Source organism: Photobacterium minamisatsumaniensis (genome assembly GCF_050336695.1).
GTDB classification, from domain to species: domain Bacteria; phylum Pseudomonadota; class Gammaproteobacteria; order Enterobacterales; family Vibrionaceae; genus Photobacterium; species Photobacterium minamisatsumaniensis.
On record NZ_JAKJSI010000016.1, the window covers coordinates 65,234 to 84,552 of the forward strand.

A 19,319-nucleotide genomic window follows, 5' to 3' on the forward strand; every position below is an offset into this window, starting at 1 on the left:
CGTTTTTTAACTTATATACAACAAAACAAACTGATATTTTATTCTAAAGTAGCACAATAACCCGTTTTTGACGTGCGTCACACACTAAAATCCTAACTTATACCTCCAAAGTAGAGCTGAATATTACAATCAACCCAACTAACCAGTGATAAACACCACCACAATGCGAGTTAAGCAGTTTATTAAACTACTGGCGATTATGTTAAATGTGACTATAAAGAGGTAAATGGACGTAATTGGAAGGAAATACAGTGAGGAAGATCGAAATATTTAGCATAAAAAGCTATATAAAGAGAGAACCAGCTCACAATCCCCCTTTCATGATTCAGCCAGCAGCTCGCAAACAAAATACCAAATAAAAAACAACCCACAACCAACTGGCAACAAAAAAGCCACATAAGTGGCTTTAAAGGAAAAATTTGATTGTCATATCACTATTACTAGTCTTCAAAATCCCACGGCATGTCAGGTAATGCATTTAAATTCTCTGTGTAACGCTTTAAATCGAAGGAAGCGTCATTTTTAGCAACATCAAACACCTCAACAGAAAGCGCACAAGCCATCATTTCAATCGCTTCTTCACGTGGTGTGCCTGTCATCATCAAACGCATTAAGGTTTCTTTAACCTTAATTGGGTTACCTTCTTCAATCTGGTTTTTAATCGTCTCGACTAGCATCTCACCAGTCATGATTTCTTCGTTATCCATTTTCTGCCTACTTCGTTAAAAGGAATATCTTTCTAATGTAACTATAACCTGTTAACCAAAAGCTAATTAGCCTGAAGCAATAAGCCATTGGTTTTGACCAATTTGCGCATCAATCAACGTTTGATAGCAATAAGGCGTTAGTTGATCGCCTATGGGGTGAGTGTCGTTTACGACAACCAGCCTCAAACCTGCCGAAGTCGCAGAATGAGCCCCTGTTAAACTGTCTTCTATTGCAACAGCTTGATGCGACTGAACACCTAATGTTCGGCAAGCCAATTGGTAAATGTCTGGTGCGGGTTTGTTTGCTGGTACGTCTTCACCACAAAATATATGATCGAAATAATCCAGCCAGCCATGCAGCCCTAGAATACCTTCAACATAACCCCTTGGGGCGCCAGTCACAATCACAAGTGGTAATGTACCATGTAACCGCTTGAGGATTTCTTCAGCACCGAGTTTAGGCGGAATACCTTTTTCAATAATGGCTTGATGCGTGAGCCGTTCCATTTCGGTCACCATCACATCAGGGTTAACTGATAGTGAAAAATGCCCATATAACGCCTTTGCCACTTTCACCCATGGCACACCAGCATAATCACGAAGAAAAGTGGTCGCCGAGAAATCGGCACCTAAAGACTGCAGGTAATCGCACCAGTTTTCGGCATGGAAAACTTCCGAATCAACTAGCGTACCATCAAAATCAAAACAAACTGCCTGCATTGAACTCTCCATCATTCTTCTTGACGGACGGTATCATATACTAGGCAGTCATCATTCTGAATTTTTATCGAATGGCTATCTATAACTAATTGGCGACTTCTACCTTAGGGTGCGCAGGGAGCCAAAGAGAGATAACCGTCGTGATAGCAAGGAATGCAAATGAAATCCACAGGCAAGCAGCAAGGCCTGCGACTTGATATACCCAACCCGACAAGATCGTACCTATTAAACGTCCCATGGCATTTGCCATGTAATAAAAGCCGACATCCAGAGACACGCCATCGTCTTTTGCATAACTCACGATAAGGTATGAGTGAAGCGATGAGTTAATCGCAAAGACAGCACCAAAAATCAATAAACCGACAACAATCGTCAATTCAGGCTGCCATGAGGCTTGTACCCCAATAGCTACTAAAGCTGTGACCAATGCAAGTAGCCCCGCCCACCCCATTGCAGCACGTCCATCAGGCACAACGCCTTTTGCTTTTCCGGTTATTTTAGGTGCGATACCTTGAACAAGGCCGTAAGCAATTACCCATGCGGCTAAAAAGCTACCTACTAACGTATGATCCCAATCGAATACCTGGCTGAGGTACAGTGGTAACGCCACAACAAACCATACATCACGTGCGCCAAACAAAAACATACGCGCTGCGGACAGGATATTAATGCTGCCGCTTTTCGAGAAGATTTGCGAAAACTTAATTTTTTGTTTTGCTTTTCCCATGTCTTTATCAAGCCAAGTCAGACTCATGACAAGCACAACCAGCAACACTGTGGCCATTGCCACTACAGCGTATTGGAAACCAATTGCGGTCAATAATAATCCGCCAATAAAGAAACCCGCACCTTTCAACGCATTTTTCGAACCTGTCAGTATCGCAATCCACTTATACAACGCCCCTTGCTGGTCGTTCGGGACAAGGGTTTTAATCGCGCTCTTAGCACTCATTTTATTGAGATCTTTTGCTATACCCGATAAGGCCTGTGCAAACATCACCAAAGGCACGGTAAGGTATGCCGTGGGTACAGCTAGCATCAATAGGGCAAACACTTGCATGCCTAACCCCACATTCATCGTGCGGTTTAAACCCAGTTTTGCTCCAAGCCAGCCACCTATCAGGTTCGTGACAACACCAAAGAATTCATAAAATAAAAATAGCGAAGCTATCTGTAATGAAGAGTACCCTAGCTGGTGAAAATGCAACACGACCAACATGCGTAACGCACCATCAGTTATCGTAAAGTTCCAATAATTAAAGGTAACCAATGCATACTGACGGACGTCTTTGGAAAGGTTAGAGAATGCCTTTATCATGACAAATGCTCACTACTGTCTTATTTAAACTAGGCTCTACACTTGATTGAAATGCAGAGCCTATAGGGAATTACATTCACAGAGAAATAGCTCTGTTTAGTATTATGCTAAACCAACTTTACGAATTAGTTCAGAGGTACGAGTCGCGTAACCCATTTCGTTATCATACCAAGCATAAATTTTTACCATGCGGTCATTAACAACCATGGTAGATAGCGCGTCTACAATAGTCGAACGTTGGTCACCTTTGTAGTCGATAGATACAAGCGGACGGTCTTCAAAACCTAATACACCAGCCAATTCACCTTCAGAAGCTTCTTTTAGCATCGCATTCACTTCTTCTGCTGTTGTATCACGGCTCACATCAAAAATAATGTCCGTTAGAGAAGCATTGGCTAGTGGTACACGTACTGCGTGGCCGTTAATTTTGCCTTTAAGCTCAGGGAAAATTTCAACAATAGCTGTCGCTGAACCTGTTGTGGTCGGGATCAAGCTCATACCGCAAGCACGTGCGCGACGTAAATCTTTATGCGGTGCATCAAGGATAGTTTGTGTATTGGTTAAGTCATGAATTGTCGTAAATGTTGATTGCTCAATACCTAGTTTTTCATGAATAACTTTTACAACAGGTGCAATGCAGTTCGTCGTACAAGATGCTGCTGTCACAATTTTATGTTTATCAGCATCAAATAGATGATCGTTTACACCTACAACTACATTCAACACATCCGCTTCTTTTACTGGTGCAGAAACAACAACGCGCTTAACGCCCTGAGCTAAATATTTATTGAGCAGCTCAACCTTGCGGTGTACCCCTGTTGCTTCCAACACGACGTCACAACCAGACCAATCAACTGCATCGATATCACGCTCTTGGGTACAACGGATAACGCTATCACCAATGAGCATTGAGTCACCGTCTGAAGTAACGGCATGATTCCATCGTCCTTGTACAGAATCGAATTCAAGTAGATGGGCTAACGTTTTGGTATCGCCAGCTACATCGTTAATTTGTACAAATTCGATTTCTTCCCAATCGAATGCTGCACGAAGCGCTAAACGGCCAATACGACCAAAACCGTTGATACCCACTTTAATAGCCATAACACAATGTCCTCAATACTTACGATATTACATACGATTTTTCGTATATATGATTTTTCAGATATATTAACTATAGCTTATGCCAGTTACCAGATCTTTTTCGTAAAAGTTCATTTTTTTCCTTATCGTGACGACTTATCGCTACTTTCTTCCTAAAAAACACATAAAAAAACCCTGCCGAGGCAGGGTCTTTAATACGATCTTAGTCTTTCAATATGATTACTTGTAGTTTTGAATGTAATCAATATGTGGTTGACGAGTAAATGCACCAGGACGAAGTGCTTGAATTTGGGTGATCGTTGACTGTAACTCAGCACCGCGAGACAGCATAATACGAGCAGCAATCAGTCCTGTGCGACCTGAACCACCCATGCAGTGAATAACTAAACTATCACCCTTATCAAGTAACGCTTGCGCTGCTTTATTCGCTTCCGCCCAGTTAGCATCAAATAACGCGCCAGGAGCACAATCATCTTCGATTGGTAAGTGATACCACTTCATACCCAACTCTTGGCATGCTTCAGCTAGTTTCACAAGGCCATCATTAGGAAGGTCTGTCGGCTCAAGCGCAGTAAATACCGCTGTTGCACCTGCAGCTTTAAGCTCAAGTAACGATTCTTGTAAGCTTGCTTCTTTCGTTCCAGGGCAAGGGGTCAGCAATAATTTACCGCTATCAGCAAGTGGGAGTGTCCAGAATGGATGCATGTTAGACATATGTTGTACCTGTAATTATAAAAATAACATTAAATAAATTTGATAAGCTTTGGCATTAAGCTAACGATCGTGTCGGTTTCTTACGCTCGGCAATCTGGCTTAATTTTAGCTTTTCCTGATTAATCATCCCCGGATTACCATTTCGCACTGTCGCTAAGGTATGCTGAACCCAAACGGGTAGCTGTACCGATAACCGGTAGAAAATCCATAAACCTTCCCTCTGTGTTTCAAGTACGCCACCATCCCGGAGTAAAGCTAAATGACGTGACACTTTCGGTTGGCTTACTCCAAGCACTTCAACAAGATCGCTAACACTTAACGCTTTTTCATCTTCAATTAGCATTAATATTCGTAGGCGAAGAGGATCGCTCATAATTTTGAACAGCTCCACAGGGCCAATAACAGAACACTGCTCTGTGCCATTAAGCATAAGGAAAAGGCTCATTCTGGCTTGAAGCCCTGCTAATGCTTCTCGGAAAGGAGTATCACCGGCAAGCGGCTTAGGATCTTTAAAATCCCAATGTATTAACGCATCAGAGTCTGGAAACAAGGCACATTCATTACTGGCTTTATCACATAGCGTGATCACCGTGTCAAAGTGTTGGTCTTGAAGTTCGATGGCTGACAAGCTGTGTAAATTATCACTATTGATACCTTTTTCAGCAAGTACTCGATATACACGAGGGTCAACCTGCTCAGGTTTCATACCTGCGCTGAAAACCTCATAATGATCGCCTGCCATGTGTCTCATAGCAGCTTCCGCTAATTGTGAACGAGCAGAGTTCCCCGTACATAAGAAGAGAATACGTTTCATGTGATCCGCCATTTCATATATATGGAAAACATTATATATGAAAAAGCGGATATTATAAGTTTTATTTTAATGCCATGAATCGAGATGGGTGATCTATGGTATTTAGCAATACCCATTCTTTTACTTTTGCTATAACCCTAGGGTGGCTCAACAAATCTAGGTGATTGATTCCACCAGCGACCCATTTATTTTCTTCAGGATACGCCAATGCCATCACGCCTTTCGTACTTTCACCAAGTGCACTTTTAACCGGTACTAAGCCATCACCTAGACGGCGGTTATTGTCATCTTTAAGGTTTTTGCCTAAACACGTGGCGATTGCATAGCAATGCGTATTTACAGGTAATATAGGCCGTGAAAACGGTAGGTCGTCAACAACCTGCTCATCCTCGCTGTCTCTCTGTTGCCAATCGATATGTTGGGTGTAACCTTTACTTAAATCTTTCGTACCACTGCTTCGGATCTCGCCGATTTTTTGGATCAATTTCAACTGTGGCGTATTCGCAACAAGATCATCAATCCAACATGCTAGTTGGGCTAATGGGGCACCATTATGCGGCGTGCCTAGCGTGATAAAGGTTTGTAATACTGATAACCAACCTAGCTGATTCTCTTCTGCATAATGGCAAGCACTACGCGTAACCAGCCCTCCCATACTATGGCCAATAATCACAAGTTCAGTAACTTCACACGGCCATGCTTGAACCAACTTTTCTAAACGGAAAGCAAACTCTTCACCATTGAGTGAAATATGGTTACCCGTGTTATAACGTAAATAAATGGGCGTATACCCTGAACTGGCTAGTGACTGACCCATATCATGCCCTTTCCGCTGCCACCCTTTATCAGCCATGCACCAACCATGCACACAAAGGATGATACGACTTGATGCATCCGGTAGTTGAGTGGACAGAACCGTAGCGCTATCACTTAGCGTCTGGTTTTGGTCTGAGAAAGCCATTCTTGAAGCTAAACGGCTGTTATTTCTCTCTAAGTGATCACCAATGACGCCATTCAATACCGCTTGAAATGCCTCACTTTGGGCGGGAGGCATTCCTTGTTCAAAAAATTGTGTCATCTTCTCTTTCGCAAGCTCAGTATTTTCAAATACTTTACTCGAAAGCTCATCTTTGAGGCTCTGAAAAGTTTTACCTAAATTGTTTTTTGAAATCATACTACCAGCCTCAATACAAACTTTAAAAGCCCATAACTTATCTTATGCATTAATGGCTGTAGAAACAATAGAATTTAATTGTAGAATATAAAACGAACACAAGCAGAATACATTTATTATATACAATAATCGGCAAATCATTATAGTAATATAAATTAGAATATGCATTCCAATTTTAAATTAAAGCGACATTAACATAATAATGTCGCTAAAAATTCAATCATGCAGCACAATTGTTTAATTCAAGTTCCGATTTATTTTTATTTTTAATATCTGTCAGAATAAGATCTGATGCTTTTTCACCAATCATAATAGTTGGCGCATTTGTATTCCCACCAATCAATGTTGGCATTATTGAAGCATCGACCACACGTAAGCCTGATATACCGTGTACTTTAAGTTTATCATCGACTACAGCTTGTTCATCACTACCCATTTTGCATGTACCAACAGGGTGATAAATAGACTCTGCTTTTTCCCGAATAAATGATGCGAGCGCTTCATCTGTCTGCACCTGTTTACCTGGGAATACTTCAACACCACGATAATGGTCGAATGCCGATTGTTTTAAAATTTCTCGTGAGAGCTTTATGCCTTTAACCATGACTTGTATGTCTGCTGGGTCGCTTAAATAGTTAGCGGTAATCACAGGAGGCACAGCAGGATCACGACTACCGATGGTCAGGCTTCCACGGCTACTCGGCCTTAAGTTACACGCATGTAAGGAATAACCATGACGGACCGTTTGCAGCAAGTTAAGTCCATGATTATCAAGAAAACAGGGTGAAAAGTGAAACTGTACATCTGATTTTTCGAGGTCTGATTTGGTCTTCGCAAACCCACCAGCTTCTGCAATATTCGTCGTAAAGTTGCCTTTTCTAAACAGAATGTAATCAACTAATCCTTTAATCGATCGCAGTAAGGCAACCGGAGAAAAGCCTACCGAATGAAATGTTCTTTCACGAGTAACAACCAATGCATCTAGATGATCTTGAAGGTTTTTCCCTACTCCTGGCAAATGATGTTTAACCTCTATACCAGCAGATTCAAGCTCAGATCTTTCTCCAATGCCAGATAACATCAATATTTGCGGGCTATTGATTGCCCCCCCGCTTAAGATGACTTCTTTCTTTGCGTGTATCGTGTGCAGCTGGTCATCTTTTTTATATTCAATACCAACGGCTTTCTTATCTTCTAAAAGCACCTTAGTTGTCAGTGCATCTGTGATAACCGTTAAGTTAGGGCGCTCCTCTGCTGGACGTAAGTAGGCCACAGCACTACTGCACCGTTGACCATTCTTCTGAGTTACTTGGTAGTAGCCAACCCCTTCTTGCTGATCACCGTTGAAGTCTTGTGTTAAGCGGTGTCCTGCTTGTTTTGCTGCTCTTATAAAAGCATCTGAAAGGGGATTTCGGATCCTTAAATCGGCGACATTTAAAGGGCCATCAGTACCATGATATGGACTACTTCCGCGCTCTTGAGACTCAGATTTTTTAAAGTAGGGCAACACATCAACATAGCTCCAACCCTTGTTACCAAGGCTTTCCCACTCATCGTAGTCTGTCGCATGGCCTCTGATATAGCACATTGCATTGGATGATGAGCTTCCCCCCAGCGTCTTTCCTCTCGGCCAAAACAGCTTACGCCCTTGAAGAGCGGGTTCTTGCTCGGTGTAATAGCGCCAATTCATTTTTTTTGAGTGCATCATACCAATAAGACCCAATGGTACATGCACGATTGGACTTGAATCTCTTGGCCCGGCTTCCACTAAACAAACACTGATAGCTGGATCTAATGATAATCTATTTGCAAGAACGCAACCTGCTGAGCCCGCCCCGACAATAATAAAGTCATACATAACAATCCCTCGAAAATACCTTATTTGATGCCAGCCAAATAAATATCCCAGTCTTTATTACAATTATGCTCTCGCAATAAGCATAGTGTATTTTAATCACAATGTAATTTATACATATAAGCCTTATAAAGCGTGTCATCAAAAAATAAAGAGTGATCCATATAAAACTTTTTACATTTAATTACAGACAGGAGCTCGTACCAGTGTAAATTGTATTTGTTCAAGGAATAGTAAATCAGCGCTACTTTTATAAACTTATTACATGAAATAACGTTGACTAAGCATATCTATTTTCTTCTTGGTCATCATGCACAGCCAACAGGCTGGCTAGGATTAATTTTTAAGGAACAATCATGTCAGATCTACAAGCAAGTTTCGAACAAGCTCAAGCAGACGTTAAAAAGCTAACTAAGCGTCCATCTAATGACGAATTACTTGCACTATATTCTCTTTATAAGCAAGCCACAGATGGCGATGTACACGGTAAGCGTCCAGGTATGTTTGATTTTAAAGGCGGTGCTAAGTTTGAAGCTTGGGAAGGTCTTAAAGGTATGGATTCTGAATCTGCAATGCAAAAATACGTTGCTAAAGTAGAAGAGTTAACCGCTTCGTACGCATAAGCTTATGTAAAATAGTTTGAACCAATAAAAAGGCCGCTATGCGGCCTTTTTGTTTGAACGAAGATATTAATTAGTCTTGATCAACATTCGCATCCAGTCTTCATAACTCCAACTATCTGAAGAGCGTAGACGATGAATGAGCCCTCGATTATCGTAGTAGTTAGTCTCATCAAAGAACTCTGTGATCGGATTACCGTCTCCATCCAATGCTACAGTACCATCCTCTTGGTAGAATGCTGCCTCCCAGCGACGATAATGCTTACAGGCAGGTATCTCAGAACCTGACTCACTGTCCCAAGCTGTCCCTTTGCCTGCAAATACATCGTTCACAACTTGTATAAAGCTGGCTCGCTCTGCAGTCGCATTTAACGGCTTCACATGGTTTAGTCTTACTTCAGGCATCAAATAGCTACCCGTAGCAGATAAAAGACTACTTGATAGTGTTTCTGAGCCCCAAGCAATGTAATTTCCTCCATTTTCTGTTGCTTCGAAACCAACCATTAGGCCTTCATCACTTTCATAGTATGTTTCTGTAAACTCATAGAATGGTAATGCTGATGGGTTCTGATAATCAAAAAATGCGCCATGTAATTGCGACGTGTTGAGGTTCTCATGCCCTTTCCAGCTAACGCCCTCACCGGTGTTTGCAACCGTCGTATAAATTGCATCTTGAGCACCGCCAGTCTCAGCGTTATAGCGACTCATAATGTATTCAATACTTTCATTTGGCGATGAAACATAATCACTGTCTGGCAAACTCGCTAAACATTGCTCCATGGTTGAAAATTCACCTTCTGGCACCCTATCAGTGACAGGGTCACGGCCATACAGTAACTCATCTTCAATTAAGCCAACTAGCTCTTTACGATAATCTGTATAACCCCACGTCGGGTTTTCTAAATCTGCTGGGTCATACTCCAAGTATGATCGCTCAGACAACTGCACAACATGATTTGCATCGATATAACTTTTTTCATCCTCAATCACATGTAATACCGATACTGCTGTATCTCCGGTATTGTCAATAAGATCGAGTGTGGCTGTTGCTTCAACGACACAGACTTCCCTTAAACCTGTGGCTGTTTGAATTATATCTTTACCACGGTAAGTCTTGGTTAAATCACTCTGTCTGTTCGGTTGCTGTGGAGCGTAGCGATCGATTCGATCAACCCAATAGCTGGTTACTTCGTTAAGTGTTAAGTCCGCGGGTATATTCGTATCTACATTCGTTGCCCACCAACGACTAAATACATCTTGATTACCAATATATTGACGACTATCGGCATCAATATAACTATGTTCGAAAGATGGGTTCCACTGATCCACTGAAGCACTAGGGTCTGCGGTTGTAATTTGTGTTATCTCTATGTTCTTGTCAGCCAAAAGACCGTTAGGCAGGCCAGTACGTTCACCAACAACGATTTCAGACTGAGAGTATATATAAGGCTCACTGGTAATGGCATTCACTCTGGCAATATCGTATAGCCTAGATTGAGGTCTGTCTAAAGCCGTAGCTCCATTCGCCGTTGGATAATCTGGAAGGCTAGTAATACAAGCATTAAGCGTTGTAGGAATAACAAGTGGCTTGAGCGGTTCGTTGTCCTTGTCGTCTTCGTAGCCATCGTTATCATCATCAGTATCTTCTGTATCTGCAATACCATCATTATCGGTATCAATTGGTGCTGTGGGAGTAGAAACGTCTGTCTCCCGATCTTCAGCTTCTTGACTATCACTTCCACAAGCAGAGAGTAATAATACTGCAGATATTGCAATAGCAACCTTGCTAACATTCATATTCAATTCCTATTGAGCGTTCAAAAAACACCCATACATGATATATACGTTAACAATTTAGGTTTGTTCACCGTGAAGAATTTACGAGGTATCACAAAGTAATATACTGCTTGCAATTACGAGTGAGTCATTTTCAGCACAAACAGAAGCACATAAAAAAGGCTTGTATAACATAGTGTTAAACAAGCCAGTGCCTAATTATTTAATCCAATCAACCTACATGGCTGACTTTATCCAACTGTTTTTCATCTTCAAGCTGATCTTGATTTTTAGCGGGTAAGTCAGGGTCAATATCAACTGTGGCTGACAACATTTCAGTTAATTTTACTAACTGCTTTTCAAGCTCTTCAACTTTTTGCTGCTTTTCTTGAAATAGTCGTTCAAATGCTGCATCTTCCGGTGCTGTACCGTCTTGTGCCGCTTCGACTGCCAATTCTACCGCGAACGAGCTATCCTGCTGGAAATCGAGTCGTTCAGCGATTGCTTCTGCGGCGGTATCCATAACGTCTTGTTCGATTTCAGCAAATGCTTCACACATATAACCAGCAATCGCCTCAAAGCCAGGTAACGACTGATTACACGCAACAAGAGAAAAGTACATCATGCCCGCATTACTGAAGAAAGTGATATTCAGTGTTTGCCCTGGCATCAACAAAGAAACAGGGTATTGCTCTAGTACTTTTGCACCATTGAAATACAACTTTTCTTTTACACCCGGCACGTTTGAGATCAGAATATTACTCGCCGGTGGAATGTAATTATTTAAGCCAAACTTACCGCTTAGCAGCGATGCTCCGTTCACCAACAGTGAATAGTTCACATAAGCATCTGGCGAAATATTCAGTGCTTCATTTTTTAGATCTTGCGTCGCATGCTGAATCGCTTCTAAGCGATCCAATGCTGATAGATGTGGGCGCCCTAGCTCTACGTGACCAATTGACATTTTGTTGCCTTTCGTCGCATTGTCACCTTTTGACCTTAAGTTCATTGGCATCATAGCGACTAACGGTTTACGTAATGAAATTGCCCTGTCACTTAAATAGCGATTTAACGCTATATCACTAATTGTGAACAAAATATCATTCATTGATGCGCCAGTTACTCGGCTTACATGCTTAAGTTGCGCAATCGAAAAATGACCAAGGCTAACGGCACGGCTACGCTTCGGGCTCAAGTTAAACGGTGTTTTAGGTGCTGTGAACGGAATTTTCAAATCACAGTCTTTAAGGTTCACAGCTTTCAGTGCTAATTTACTGCCTAAGCGGAACATTGAAGGTATTAATGAAATTTGCTTCGATGCAGCCATCGCTGTCTTAACAACCATGTCGGTTAGATGCGTTTCTTCTCGGCGCTGGCTAGCACTTTTACGTAGATCACACTGCCAAATCGGCTTTGAATAAGAGTCTTCAAGATTATCGGCGCAGCTACGGGTAAACAAGCTGCTTGCTCTGACACCATCCGCCATTGAGTGATGAATTTTCAGCATCAATGCAACTCGGCCATTCTCAAGCCCACCAATCACCCACACTTCCCACATTGGTCGGCTTCGGTCGAGTACTTGGCTATGTAAGCGCCCAACCACTTGCTGCAACTGTTGCTCAGTTCCTGGTGAAGGAAGCATGGTGATACGCAGGTGATCTTCCAAATTAACATCACGTACCGTTGTCCAACTCGGTTTACCGGTTAGTGACCAGTTGAGCTTCCAATTAAATGGCGGGACGGTTTCTGGCTGCTTTAAAAAATGTGAATATAAATCTTGTGCATACGTCGATGCATGCTCTTCTGGCGGCTCTAGAATAACCAACCCAGTGACATGCATCGGCGTTTTGGCCGTTTCAAATGCAATGAAGCTAAAGTCTAGCAGAGACAAACTTGGCATAACGTGTTCCTTTTCTTTTTTGCTTGGCGATGAATCTGCCTCGATTGCATATATCGCTAGCCATAGGTAAAGCTATTATTTTTCAGTAAGTTTTTCGACTGCAGCCTGAAGACGATCAATCTTTTCTTCGAAGTCGCTCATACGGTCACGGTCAATACCGCATGTTGTATTGATTGCTTGGTTCATTTGTGATTCTGCACGGCCAAATACCATTTTTTTAGTATTGTGTACGCGTTCAGTTAACTCAGTTTCAACATCGCCACCGCGATCAACAAGATCGTTAAAACGTTTGGTTAACATGTGTTGTGCCATACCCGCTTGCTCGTAACCTTTGCTATAAGCACCAAGGCCCGCCAACACAACATTACGTACAGAAGCTTCACCAACTTGAGTAACAGACTTCACGCTGTCCATCATTTTCATAGGGTTAATCATTGTCTAATCCTTAGCATTCAGCGAAATAGAAATATTCAGTTATTCAACCCTATCAATATAAATTAGATCATTCTTTCTAATTCCAAAGAGTTATTGCTAGCCCACTCACACATCCTTGCTCCAGTCATAATATTGGATACAACACCTTACCTCCCAGATTTGTATGCTCATCACGCATACAAATTGCTGATTGTGACAACTATCACCAATCCCATATAAAAATCGCCTTTTAAGCAAACTTAGAGTGAAGGCTCTAAGTTCGACATGAACAATGGGGAGATAACTATAAGAACTTAAATGAATATAATTGAACAAGGAATGCATTATGTCAGTATTAGAATTAGTCGATTCAGAGTTCCGTGCTAATAATCTTGTCGCGTCTGTTAGTACAACAAAGTTACCAGCACCGATTGTTGATGACGCAGAAAAAATGGTTGACCATATTATTGCCACAGTAGGAAAAGATATCGTCGTTGGTGTCCCTCTTGCAATTGGTAAACCCCTCAACTTTGTTAATGCGCTGTATCAAAGAGCAAAAGCAGATCCAACCATATCTCTACGGATAGAGACGGGGATCTCTTTAGAAAAGCCTGTTGGAAAAAGTAAAATAGAACGCAACTTCCTTGAACCGTTTGTTGCTAGAGAGTTTGACGGTGTACCTGATATTGACTACATGATGGATCTCCGTGCAGGAAAAGTCCCTAGTAACATCAAAGTGAGTGAGTTTTTCTTTAAAGCGGGCAGCTTCATGAACTCACCTCAACAGCAAAATTATACCAGTACCAATTACACACACGCAGTGCGTGATTTGCTTGAAAAAGGTGTGAATGTTGTTGGTCAGCTTGTCGCTAAACGCACAATTAACGACGTAACCACTTATAGTCTGTGTAGTAATTCAGATTTAGCGCTAGACTTTGTTCCCGAGCTAGATCGGCTAAAAGCAGAAGGGAGATCTGTCGCGCTGATTGGTGAAGTGAACACCAACATGCCATTCATGTGTAACCACGCTGAAGTCGCTGACACTGAATTTGACATGATCCTCGACAGTAACAGCAAGCCCAATCATAAAGACTATGCACTGTTTGCCGCGCCTCATGCCAGCATTTCAGCTGAAGATCATTTAATAGGGTTATATTCATGTAGCCTAATTAAAGATGGCGGTACGCTACAAGTCGGTATTGGTTCACTCAGTAGCGCGCTAACCTATAGCGCCTTGGTCCGCCATCAAGATAATCGAGCTTACACTGCCATGCTGGCGGATCTTGATATCGCAAATAAGTTCCCAGTAACCAAAACGGTTGGCGATAACAACCAATTTGACGAAGGCTTATATGGCTGTAGCGAATTGATGGTTGATGGCTTTATGCACCTTTATAAAGCCGGTATTTTGAAACGTGAAGTCTTTGAAGATCTTACAATTCAAAAACTATTGAATAAGAAAGAGATCACCACTGACGTATCTATCGCGACAGTAAAAGCACTCCTTGAGCATGGTGCGATAAATGAAGCACTATCTGTTGATGATGTTAGCTACCTTAAGCGCTTAGGAATTTTTAAACCGTATGTAAAATTGGTTGATGGCAAGCTGATCGCTCAACAAGAATCAGTCTCCGCTAACCTATCCAACGCTGATACATCGGCATGGATAGAAAAAAATGCCCTTGGTGAGAAACTCATTGGCGGCGTTGTTATGCATGGCGCGTTCTTTATTGGACCAAAAGACTTCTATGCCGATCTAAATAATCTAACCGAAGACGACCACACAAAGTTCTGCATGACGAGTGTAAATTACGTTAACGATCTTTACGATCATATGCTTGGTAACCAGCAAATCAAACAAGCGCAACGTAAACACGCACGCTTTGTCAACTCAGGCATGATGGTTACGCTCGATGGTTCGGTTATTTCTGATGCATTAGAGAATGGTCAAGTTGTCAGTGGTGTTGGTGGCCAATATAACTTTGTTGCACAGTCGCACCAAATGCGAGATTCACGCTCGATCATCAAGATCCGTGCGACCAGTTACCGTAATGGCAAGCTGAAATCGAATATTTTATTCAACTATGGACACAATACTATTCCACGTCAGTTACGTGATATTGTAATCACTGAATATGGTATTGCTGATCTACGCGGCAAGCCGGATCACGTTGTTTATACTGAACTGATCAGAATTGCAGATTCTCGCTTCCAGCAGCAATTACTGGACGATGCAAAAGCCGCTGGTAAAGTTGCGAAGGATTACCAAATACCAAAAGCGTACGCTAATAACACGCCTGAAGCGATTCAAGCATTCTATAAAAAATATACAGATCAAGGCTTATTTGGCCCATTCCCATTCGGCTGTAGCTTTACAGATCAAGAGCTAAAACTGGGTAAAGCCCTTAAAGCACTTAAATCAAAAACCGCGACTAGCTCAGGTAAAATCAAAGCAATTGCCAATGCGATGAAATCACCAAAACCCGATCACAACATCGAGTCCCTACTCAAACGTATCGGCCTAGATAAGCCAGCCAGTTTTGAAGAAAAGATAACGCAAAAATTATTAATAGCAGAACTAATTAAATAATCGCTACGTTAAACCAACTATACCCACTGAGCTCGTCTCAGTGGGTTCTTTTGTATTCATCGATAATAAAAGCGAGGTGTTCAATGTCTAAGAACGATAGGAAGTTGTCATTATGCCCATACGCTGCAATATGGGGCTGCCCGAAATGCCCAGTTAAGCGTATATGCCCAGGAAAAACCACTATTGGTGACCAACCAATAAAACCCCAAAAAGTACCAGAAGTTAAATAAAACAAGGAGGCTTAAAAGCCTCCTTGTTACTTTTTTAAACCGTCATATTTTCATTAGAAAGGCCCAAGGTCGATTGCTTGTGCCACAAGTAAAAAACCAATCGAAATCGTAATCACAATGCCTAATAATGGTAAGAAGAATCGAACCCACTTCATATAGTCAACTTTTGCCATTACCAAAATTGCCATAAAGTAACCAGACGTTGGGAATAAGATATTCGTTATGCCGTCTCCCCATTGAGTCGCAAGGATAACGATTTGACGTGTTAAACCAATCAGATCGGCTAATGGCAATAAAATCGGTAACGTCAGTAATGTTTGTCCACTTCCAGACGGAACGAGGAAGTTAAAAACGGCTTGAGTTAGTAAGATACCTATCGAAGTCACAGAGTTTGGTAATGAACCTAGCATCTCAGACAGATTGTATACAATCGTATCAAGAATTTGTCCATCGGTAAGAACAACAGAAACGGCTCTTGCTACACCTGTTATCAACGCACCAACAAGCATCCCCTGAAAAGCTGTGTTAAAGTTTTCACAAATTTGATTACCTCGGTGGCCGATAATTATCGAGGTAATAATCGCCATCGTCATGAATAGCCCTGAAAGCTCATAAAAGCCAAGCCTAAACTTTAACGTTGATGCAATGATCCCAACAAACATGACGAGTGTTGCCAAACCTGCAATTTTCAAACGGGTTGTTGGCTGCTGTTCACTTTCGTCTTTTTCGTCACCCTTGCCAAGTAACGTTAATTTCAGTTTTACATCATGATCATAAGTCACGCTTGATTGCGGGTTGGCCTTCACTTTGCGCGCGTACAACACCACATATGCAACAGAAACAATCATGACTAAAGAAAGTACCATTACACGAAATCCAGCCCCTGAAAACATCGGTAGCTCTGCCAGCATGTGACCGAGCCCTACATTCGTCGGTGACGTAATACCAAACGCAAAGCCAAACGTACAACTGATCAATACCGTTGCGACAGCGGTCATTGAGTCATAGCCTAAGCGCAACATCAACGGTATAACTATCGGTAGATATGCGATACCAAGCTCTGGCGTACCGATAAAAGAACAAACGGCAGCAAACACAATCATCAATATTGGTACCATAAGGTAGGTTGCCGAACCTAACTGCTTAATCAGTAGGTTTACACCGTAATTGATGACACCAGTTCGTTGTAACACACCAATTGAGCCACCAACTAATAGCGTGAGGAAAACGACAACAGAAGCCTCACTTAACCCTCGCGGAATGGCAGTGACCACTTCCATCGCACCAACAGGGCTAGCTTCAACTAATTGATATGATCCAGCTACGACAGTTTCTCGACCATTTTCTAGGGTAATACGGTCAAACTTCCCTGTTGGAATGGCATAAGTCAAAACAGAAACAATCAATATCATAAATGTTAAAATGATATATATATCTGGCATCTCCCATTTACCAGATCCCTGCTCTTTTTGCTGATCTTCTGGATGGTGGCTATTCAGAACCCCATCTTTACTACCATTTGATTGCGCTTCCATGTCTACCCTCATTTTCATAAAAGACGATGTAAATTTGGTTACTTAAATGTTAAATCTCCTTAACATTTGAGCAGAATAGTATGCAATCCGTGCCACAAGAAGTATACAATCTGTCAATTGTGAACATTGTCACATGAAATTTTATGCACCATGACGGCAAATTAATGCATTTAAATTCGTAGAATATGCTCTTTTTGCCAATGAAAGCGTCGATTAGGTATCGGTTAACCCTTGATGATCAACACGTTGAACAAATGAGATTTTCATCATCTCTATTGAGCAGCTTCACTTTTCGTAGCTATGCTTAAAATAAAACGATGAGTCGTTACTGGTGATCTGAATTCTCGAGCTGAGAGGGAGGGATTTATGGAAGTAATGAAAGCAGTCTTATTTGGTCTTATATTATCCTTGTCTGTTGGCCCCATTGCGATTTTGGTTTTAAACAATGGCATGCATCATGGCTACCTTGCTGCCGTGCGCAGCGCTATCGGTGCGGCAGCAGCTGACTACTGTTATGCCGTAGTTAGCTTCATCATTGGTACTTTAATCATTAACAACATGGCTAATTATCAATTCCAAATTATTTTAATGTCTTCATGGATACTGATAATAATGGGTTTTTATGTCATGTATAACGCCCTTAAAAATACGAAACTACTGGCAAAGGTTTATTATAAAAAGAAAAAAATGGGCTTTCGCTCAACATTCTATCTTACATTAGCTAACCCAATCGCCATCATCGCTCTGTCTGCTTTCATTGGTCACTCTAACGAACAGCTCGATGTCTCTTTTGCCCTACAACTTGCAGGGGCTGTTTTTATAGGTAGTTTGCTTATTCAATGTATTCTCGCGATTTCTGGGTGCGTATTAAAGAAACACGAAGAAGCTGTCACCTTCCCCTTCTATTTACAATTGCTTGGTGGCTTAGCTATTTGCTTCTTTGGTACCTATAACTTTGTTGAACTTGCTAAATAGACAATATAATCACAGAAAGCGTGACCAAATCGGCCTTAGTACACACAATGAAAAGAACATTGCTGATGGCGCATATTTTTTCTTACGCCAAAAAAAGCGTGATTGTTCTTTTAAGAAATCAGCACCTAAGAATGAATCTGCAAGTTGCTTTGACTCCTTAGCATTCACCGCTTTAAGTTCGTCCAATTTACTACCCGCAAGAAACTGACGTTGCTCCTTATCCGTGACCCATTTCTTAGCAATGGACTCAGCCTCAAACATTAATTGATTTTCTGGCACAACCTTTTGAACTAAACCGATATTTAACGCCTCTTCCGCATTAGGCTTCCACCCTTCACTCCCTAGCATACGCAGGGCATTTTGATCGCCAATTAAGCGCGGAAAATGAAAGCTAGAACAACCTTCAGGCGTTATACCTAAGGCTGCAAAAGGCGTCGAAAATGTAGCACTTTCAGAGGCGATGATACCATTAGCTAAAGTAGCGGACGTAACACTAGCCCCTAACGCTGGACCATTAACAGCTATCAGTAAGGGCTTTTTACAATGAAGAAATGTTTCGAATAAAGCCTGATTATTTTTCACTATTAATTGATGAAGTTGCTTCGGAGGCATTAACTTAAGCGATCCACCTAAATTAACACCAGCGGAATAATACTTCCCCTTCCCTGTAAAGATCACCGCTTTGACGGCATCATCACTATTCACAATTGAGAAAACTTCTTTAAAGGCAGCCATCATTTCCATTGTCCAACCGTTTAGTTTTTTCGGACGGTTCATCGTAATGGTCAGCACACCATCCTCTAATCTGTTATCTAGGTGGCTTGCTGCAATATGACTTAAATTAAGATCATTCAACATTTTCTATCCTTAAAA

The 19,319-nt window shown here is 41.6% G+C and carries 16 protein-coding genes; 3 read left to right on the forward strand and 13 right to left on the reverse strand.

The window, feature by feature from the left end; translation table 11 throughout:
- Positions 1-440: 440 nt before the first annotated feature.
- The 8 genes from L4D78_RS08225 to L4D78_RS08260 all read right to left on the reverse strand — a co-directional run bounded on the left by L4D78_RS08225 (position 441) and on the right by L4D78_RS08260 (position 8,409).
- Positions 441-707, reverse strand: a complete 267-nt coding sequence (locus tag L4D78_RS08225) for a hypothetical protein (protein WP_428460513.1) — start codon at positions 705-707, stop codon at positions 441-443.
- 66 nt (positions 708-773) lie between these two features.
- A complete protein-coding gene (locus tag L4D78_RS08230; protein ID WP_428466462.1) occupies positions 774-1,427 on the reverse strand; it encodes an HAD family hydrolase in 654 nt (217 codons plus the stop codon).
- A gap of 85 nt (positions 1,428-1,512) precedes the next feature.
- On the reverse strand, positions 1,513-2,745 hold the full coding sequence (gene arsJ, locus L4D78_RS08235; RefSeq protein WP_428466463.1) for an organoarsenical effux MFS transporter ArsJ: 1,233 nt from the start codon (positions 2,743-2,745) through the stop codon (positions 1,513-1,515).
- A gap of 102 nt (positions 2,746-2,847) precedes the next feature.
- The gene (locus L4D78_RS08240) at positions 2,848-3,849 is read right to left on the reverse strand and encodes an ArsJ-associated glyceraldehyde-3-phosphate dehydrogenase (RefSeq protein WP_428466464.1); all 1,002 of its coding nucleotides are present in this window, start codon (positions 3,847-3,849) and stop codon (positions 2,848-2,850) included.
- 219 nt (positions 3,850-4,068) lie between these two features.
- Positions 4,069-4,563, reverse strand: a complete 495-nt coding sequence (locus L4D78_RS08245; RefSeq protein WP_428466465.1) for a phosphatase domain-containing putative toxin — start codon at positions 4,561-4,563, stop codon at positions 4,069-4,071.
- Between the two features lie 55 nt (positions 4,564-4,618).
- Positions 4,619-5,377 (reverse strand): metalloregulator ArsR/SmtB family transcription factor, encoded by a 759-nt coding sequence (locus L4D78_RS08250; RefSeq protein WP_428466466.1) that lies wholly within the window; start codon positions 5,375-5,377, stop codon positions 4,619-4,621.
- Between the two features lie 61 nt (positions 5,378-5,438).
- Positions 5,439-6,551, reverse strand: coding sequence for a PGAP1-like alpha/beta domain-containing protein (locus tag L4D78_RS08255; RefSeq protein WP_428466467.1), 1,113 nt, complete (start codon positions 6,549-6,551; stop codon positions 5,439-5,441).
- A gap of 220 nt (positions 6,552-6,771) precedes the next feature.
- A complete protein-coding gene (locus tag L4D78_RS08260) occupies positions 6,772-8,409 on the reverse strand; it encodes a GMC family oxidoreductase (protein ID WP_428466468.1) in 1,638 nt (545 codons plus the stop codon).
- Between the two features lie 353 nt (positions 8,410-8,762).
- On the opposite strand from L4D78_RS08260, the gene L4D78_RS08265 reads away from it, so the two are divergent.
- Positions 8,763-9,029 carry an acyl-CoA-binding protein gene (locus L4D78_RS08265; RefSeq protein WP_428466469.1) on the forward strand — a complete coding sequence of 89 codons (267 nt, stop codon included), beginning with the start codon at positions 8,763-8,765 and terminating at the stop codon, positions 9,027-9,029.
- Between the two features lie 66 nt (positions 9,030-9,095).
- Here the strand turns inward: L4D78_RS08265 and L4D78_RS08270 are convergent, their stop codons facing one another.
- The 3 genes from L4D78_RS08270 to L4D78_RS08280 all read right to left on the reverse strand — a co-directional run bounded on the left by L4D78_RS08270 (position 9,096) and on the right by L4D78_RS08280 (position 13,137).
- Entirely contained in the window at positions 9,096-10,823 is a 1,728-nt protein-coding gene (locus L4D78_RS08270; protein WP_428466470.1) for a hypothetical protein, read from the reverse strand.
- 211 nt (positions 10,824-11,034) lie between these two features.
- The gene (locus L4D78_RS08275; protein ID WP_428466471.1) at positions 11,035-12,702 is read right to left on the reverse strand and encodes a wax ester/triacylglycerol synthase family O-acyltransferase; all 1,668 of its coding nucleotides are present in this window, start codon (positions 12,700-12,702) and stop codon (positions 11,035-11,037) included.
- 75 nt (positions 12,703-12,777) lie between these two features.
- Entirely contained in the window at positions 12,778-13,137 is a 360-nt protein-coding gene (locus tag L4D78_RS08280) for a phasin-related domain-containing protein (RefSeq protein WP_428466472.1), read from the reverse strand.
- A gap of 325 nt (positions 13,138-13,462) precedes the next feature.
- Here L4D78_RS08280 and L4D78_RS08285 point away from each other — a divergent pair, with 325 nt between their 5' ends.
- A complete protein-coding gene (locus L4D78_RS08285) occupies positions 13,463-15,706 on the forward strand; it encodes an acetyl-CoA hydrolase/transferase C-terminal domain-containing protein (protein WP_428466473.1) in 2,244 nt (747 codons plus the stop codon).
- 283 nt (positions 15,707-15,989) lie between these two features.
- Here the strand turns inward: L4D78_RS08285 and L4D78_RS08290 are convergent, their stop codons facing one another.
- Positions 15,990-17,471, reverse strand: a complete 1,482-nt coding sequence (locus L4D78_RS08290; protein ID WP_428466474.1) for a YfcC family protein — start codon at positions 17,469-17,471, stop codon at positions 15,990-15,992.
- Positions 17,472-17,837: 366 nt separating this feature from the next.
- Here L4D78_RS08290 and L4D78_RS08295 point away from each other — a divergent pair, with 366 nt between their 5' ends.
- Positions 17,838-18,446: a LysE family translocator gene (locus tag L4D78_RS08295; RefSeq protein WP_428466475.1), complete on the forward strand. Its 609-nt coding sequence runs from the start codon at positions 17,838-17,840 to the stop codon at positions 18,444-18,446.
- Positions 18,447-18,455: 9 nt separating this feature from the next.
- On the opposite strand, the gene L4D78_RS08300 is transcribed toward L4D78_RS08295, so the two are convergent.
- On the reverse strand, positions 18,456-19,304 hold the full coding sequence (locus L4D78_RS08300) for an enoyl-CoA hydratase/isomerase family protein (protein WP_428466476.1): 849 nt from the start codon (positions 19,302-19,304) through the stop codon (positions 18,456-18,458).
- Between the last annotated feature and the right edge of the window lie 15 nt (positions 19,305-19,319).

Bases quoted from the DNA above. Each gene is read 5' to 3' on its own strand.
- L4D78_RS08255 (WP_428466467.1), bottom strand. From the start codon at position 6,551: ATGATTTCAAAAAACAATTTAGGTAAAACTTTTCAGAGCCTCAAAGAT.
- L4D78_RS08285 (WP_428466473.1), top strand. From the start codon at position 13,463: ATGTCAGTATTAGAATTAGTCGATTCAGAGTTCCGTGCTAATAATCTT.
- L4D78_RS08240 (WP_428466464.1), bottom strand. From the start codon at position 3,849: ATGGCTATTAAAGTGGGTATCAACGGTTTTGGTCGTATTGGCCGTTTA.
- L4D78_RS08230 (WP_428466462.1), bottom strand. From the start codon at position 1,427: ATGCAGGCAGTTTGTTTTGATTTTGATGGTACGCTAGTTGATTCGGAA.
- L4D78_RS08250 (WP_428466466.1), bottom strand. From the start codon at position 5,377: ATGAAACGTATTCTCTTCTTATGTACGGGGAACTCTGCTCGTTCACAA.
- arsJ (WP_428466463.1), bottom strand. From the start codon at position 2,745: ATGATAAAGGCATTCTCTAACCTTTCCAAAGACGTCCGTCAGTATGCA.
- L4D78_RS08270 (WP_428466470.1), bottom strand. From the start codon at position 10,823: ATGAATGTTAGCAAGGTTGCTATTGCAATATCTGCAGTATTATTACTC.
- L4D78_RS08280 (WP_428466472.1), bottom strand. From the start codon at position 13,137: ATGATTAACCCTATGAAAATGATGGACAGCGTGAAGTCTGTTACTCAA.
- L4D78_RS08295 (WP_428466475.1), top strand. From the start codon at position 17,838: ATGGAAGTAATGAAAGCAGTCTTATTTGGTCTTATATTATCCTTGTCT.
- L4D78_RS08300 (WP_428466476.1), bottom strand. From the start codon at position 19,304: ATGTTGAATGATCTTAATTTAAGTCATATTGCAGCAAGCCACCTAGAT.
- L4D78_RS08275 (WP_428466471.1), bottom strand. From the start codon at position 12,702: ATGCCAAGTTTGTCTCTGCTAGACTTTAGCTTCATTGCATTTGAAACG.
- L4D78_RS08260 (WP_428466468.1), bottom strand. From the start codon at position 8,409: ATGTATGACTTTATTATTGTCGGGGCGGGCTCAGCAGGTTGCGTTCTT.
- L4D78_RS08290 (WP_428466474.1), bottom strand. From the start codon at position 17,471: ATGGAAGCGCAATCAAATGGTAGTAAAGATGGGGTTCTGAATAGCCAC.
- L4D78_RS08265 (WP_428466469.1), top strand. From the start codon at position 8,763: ATGTCAGATCTACAAGCAAGTTTCGAACAAGCTCAAGCAGACGTTAAA.
- L4D78_RS08225 (WP_428460513.1), bottom strand. From the start codon at position 707: ATGGATAACGAAGAAATCATGACTGGTGAGATGCTAGTCGAGACGATT.
- L4D78_RS08245 (WP_428466465.1), bottom strand. From the start codon at position 4,563: ATGTCTAACATGCATCCATTCTGGACACTCCCACTTGCTGATAGCGGT.